The 4,174-nt window shown below is 46.5% G+C and carries 4 protein-coding genes; 1 reads left to right on the plus strand and 3 read right to left on the minus strand.

Annotated elements, in window-relative coordinates:
* Positions 1-308: hypothetical protein (locus ACWB0I_RS07095; protein WP_479387356.1), on the plus strand; the 308-nt coding region annotated here is incomplete at its 5' end.
* A gap of 155 nt (positions 309-463) precedes the next feature.
* Here the strand turns inward: ACWB0I_RS07095 and ACWB0I_RS07100 are convergent.
* From ACWB0I_RS07100 to ACWB0I_RS07110, 3 genes are all read right to left on the minus strand, one after another.
* Entirely contained in the window at positions 464-1,414 is a 951-nt protein-coding gene (locus ACWB0I_RS07100; RefSeq protein ID WP_479387357.1) for an FHA domain-containing protein, read from the minus strand.
* On the minus strand, positions 1,411-2,865 hold the full coding sequence (locus tag ACWB0I_RS07105) for a hypothetical protein (RefSeq protein ID WP_479387358.1): 1,455 nt from the start codon (positions 2,863-2,865) through the stop codon (positions 1,411-1,413). Before ACWB0I_RS07105 ends, ACWB0I_RS07100 begins: the two co-directional genes overlap by 4 nt.
* On the minus strand, positions 2,862-4,174 hold a 1,313-nt coding region (locus tag ACWB0I_RS07110), incomplete at its 5' end, for an FHA domain-containing protein (protein ID WP_479387359.1). The genes ACWB0I_RS07110 and ACWB0I_RS07105, both read right to left, overlap by 4 nt.

Consider the following 4,174-nt stretch of genomic DNA (forward strand, 5'->3'; position numbering starts at 1 on the left):
ATCGGGACGGAGTGAAGAATCCTTCCCATTGCTTGCAGGGGATTCTTCGCTGCGCTCAGAATGACATTTCCAGTTTGGAAGGGATTCTTCGTCCCGATAAATCGGGACTCAGAATGACAACCACAACCTACCACCAAGCTGTTTGTAAGGGCGAAGGATTTCCGACACCGTTTTTTCCATTTGCTAAATTCTCGCTTGCACAAGCGGATCATTCGACCGGGGGGCAAACCTTCTGGGAAATCCTTCGCCCCTACTTGCTCTTACAGGGGATTCTTCGCTACGCTCAGAATGACAAATCCCCAGCTTGACTGTCATTCTGAACGGAGTCCCGAGAATCGGGACGGAGTGAAGAATCCCTTCCGTTGTTTGCAGGGGATTCTTCTCCCGTCTGGGCGGGATCAGAATGACAATGCCCTCTTGGAAAGGATTCTTCGCTGCGCTCAGAATGACAGGCCGGTTGCTGTCATTCATTGTTCAATAGTTCAATTTTCCAGTTCACAGGCAGATTGTTGTACTTTTTCAAAAGCAGCCTCTCCTGCATATCGTGATCTTTATCGCTAAAATAATAGCCATCCTGGCGCACATCAATCGTGAAGTACTCCATCATTTCATCGCCGGCAGTTAATATTTCGCCGTCCATTTTACGTATTTGGAATTGGCCTTCTCCGCTGATCAAAATAAAGTAATGATTGCGCAGCGCATCGAAATCCTCCAGTCGTCCCTGCCGCTTAATTCCTTCCTGATCCAGAATAGCGGTCAGGCGTAAAATAAATAATCTCCCCTTTTTGAGCGTGGTAAAGGTGAACACGCCGGCGATATTAAATTCGTTGACCAAATCCAGCGAAAGGTGTGTAATCCGTTCCGCTTTGCGATTAACGAAAGTGCCGTTTGTACTTCCCAAATCCTGCAACAGCCATTGATGGCCGTCGATTTGGCAGTGGCGTCCGGAAACCCAACCTGCGGGCAAAACAATATCGTTTTGTTCCGAGCGCCCCAGGGTGAGCACGGGCTGACGCAGAAAGTGGTAATAGATATCGTTCATGGTTTCGTGCAGCACAAAGGAACCGCGCCAGGCCATTTTTTCGGCAATTTTGCCGCGCATGGCAAACCAGTCTTTAAAGTTGTGCGCACAGTGATAGCAGAAATCGGCGGCAACGTCGTTGCGTTTGCCGCAAATGGGGCAAAAGAGGGCATCTTGTTTGGGACGCTGATACAGCGATTGGCCGCAATAGGCGCAAAAGAGGCCATCCTTTACGTTGAGTTGAGCGCAATGTACACAATAGATGCCTTCTTTAAGAGGGCGCGGCTTTTCATCGGGCAAAATGGTGCCGCGCGGCGCCTGGTAGCCGCAGTAAGGACAATAGTTGTAAAATGGATCGAGTTCGCTTGAACACTTGATGCAGTAGCGCTTCATAATTTTTCCTGAATGATGGTTTGCGCTTTTTGCAGAAGTTTTTGTTTGATTTTACCGAAGCCATCCCAGCCGGCCACACTGGCCGAGGCCCCAAAGCCTTTAACCGAGGGCAGGCGCTCAACAGCGATTTGATCGCCGCGCGGCAGGCGATACAAAGCGGCCTCGCCGGAAACCGTAGTTGCGTACAAATTAGCGTAACCGCCCACTGTAGCGCCTTTTGATGAACGTACAAAAACCACCAGTAAAAAGTCCGCATTGGATTGCGCCGCTTGTTGAAAATCGTTTGAGGAAAGTTGACTGCTGGAAAGAGAAAAATCGATGGTAAGATAACCATGCGACAAAAGCATGCTTTTAATTTCATTCATTAGGTCTTTAGGAGCGGTCTTGGTATCCTGATTGTAAAAGCTAACACTGATCGCTACGGTTTTAATTTTGTTGATGGTCATTTGCGCTTCAGATAATTGCGAAAGATTAAAGCGCTCCAATCCATTAATGGCTTGCCTGTCGATGGAGACGGCAATGGTGGTTTGAGGATAAGAAGCATCCACTTTCAGGTCCAGCTCACAGGTACCGTATTTATTGGTTAAGGGACGCCCCATAATCCGGCCTTTGCCTGAGACAAAATCGACTTTTAAAGGCAAGTTGGGCACGAATATTTCACGGTTCTGAGATGAAAGATATCTGGCCTGTACAATGGGCTTTTGCGTCAATGTACCCGTAGCATCGTAAGTGATTTCGCTTTCCAGAAAATGCAGTTCGATGTTGCCCAACAACTGATTCATCTGTTTCTGTAAATAGGCATGAATCTCTTCGGGCTGACTGTCGCCGTCCAGATCGTCCTGAACGGGCAGATCGCCAAAGAAATTTTTCAGTTGATTATAAGCGGAGGCCCAATGCGTGGCGGCAATCATAAATTCATTGCGCGCCAGAGCCGCATTACCATTTTGCACGGCAGTGCGTACGGCCTCTTTTTTCATCTTTAAATCGCGGTTAACTTTTTGCTGATAGGCAGCACGGGACATGTACACCAACATAGTGCAATTGCCGGGAGCGGGATAGTCCATGACAAACAGGTCTCTGGTATCGGTAAGCACGCTTTGTGTGTAAATGTGCACTTTTTCATTAAACAGCTCGCTAATGGTTTCCGAATTGCCGTTCATAGTGGTTTGAATGACGCGCGAGATATCCTGCTGCACGTGCACTTCCACTTTGCGCGCCAGGTCTTCTAACGCGCGTTTTTTGGCCAATTCGCGCGCCTGTCCCAGATCGTTATTTTCAATGGTTGCGATGCCCTCGCCCCAGTACACATCAGGATTTTTTTTAGTTATGTTTAACTTCTGGACTTCTGGTCGGGTTACGACTGGTTGCGATTTCTTTTTCAATAAATTGCTCTTAAAACAGCCCGCAACCAATAAAGAAACGAATAAGAGCATAAGTATGCGACGCATCATAATGCCTCCACTTCAATGATTTCCTCTTTCAAACGGAGGGCCTCGCCAGCGTGTAAAATCACAAATTCTTCTTGATAAACCAGCGCTGCCCTACCTCCCTCGGAAAAAATTTGCCAATCGGCTGCTTCATTGGTGATTTTTCCATTTTTTAAAGAAAATGCCAGATATGCAAAAATCATGGCCCAACTTCGTTCTTTTCCCGAAAAGATTGCCCCCGAAATGTTTCCATGTTTGTCCTGAATGAGATACGTAATGTACTCTTTTATTTTAGCAAGATTCAATATGTCGCCGTTTTTAAGTACCGCATGAATAATCTTCTGGCCGTTGACGTAGGTACCGCCTGTACTTTCATTATCGACGATTTCCAGTTGCCCGGCGATGAAACGCAAAGCGGCATGCTGACGACTGATGCGCCGATCGTCGAAGGCAAGATCGGGTCTGGCGCCGTCATCTTTTCGACCAATGGTCAATTCATTTTTAAGAAATAATTCCAGAGAAATATTTTGATTTTTCCAGGTCAATTTCCATTGTGTCTGCCCTTCAGCCTCTTGCCAATCATTCCGTACCTGCACTGCCTGGGGATGGTCTTTGTACTGCTTTAAGAAATCCTGTAAAGCGTTCCATGCTTCATTTAAACGTCCGGTTACAAATAAGTGATGCACTTTTTGATACGCCCGTTGGGCTTCCTCTATTTTCCGCCGACATTCTTCCTTCCATTGGTCTAATTCCGGATGGTCGGGTTGTTGTTCTTCTATTTGACGGAGCAGAGTTTGAGCCTGAAAAGGTCGCCCGGCATGCAAAGCGGAACGAACTTCTTCCATTTGTCTCGCAACATTCAAGCGTTTTTGGGCGCTTTCTTCTAACTGCAATATCTGGCGATAGGCGGTGTTCAATTCTGGATGATAAGGTAATAATGCCTGAATATTCGATTTTTCCTGTTGGTCCAATAACAGACGAGCTGGATCATCGGCAAATTGCGATAGGCGATTTTTTAATTTTTTAGCCTCTACATAGGCTTTTTGGGCGGTTTGGGGATCGTTGTTGGTAAAATCCAGTAAACGCCGTTGAAAGGCGCGAATTTCCGTATCGTCCGGAAAGTATTTCAGATATTTTTCGGTCAGTTCGTAAGCCGTCACAAAGTGGCCGTTCTCCACCAGCTCTTCCCGTTTGCCGATTTCTATCAAAAGTTGTTTACGCATATTATGATCTTTCAGCGCAGTAACGGCAGATTGAACTAAGAAAAATACAATTAACAAAGTAAATAATCCGCTAAAGGCGTAACAAGCAGCCAGACTCATTTTAGCCCAAT

The organism is Caldithrix sp. (assembly GCF_056497305.1).

Excerpts from the sequence above, each read along its gene's own strand:
- ACWB0I_RS07100 (WP_479387357.1), bottom strand. The coding sequence starts at position 1,414 with ATGAAGCGCTACTGCATCAAGTGTTCAAGCGAACTCGATCCATTTTAC.
- ACWB0I_RS07105 (WP_479387358.1), bottom strand. The coding sequence starts at position 2,865 with ATGATGCGTCGCATACTTATGCTCTTATTCGTTTCTTTATTGGTTGCG.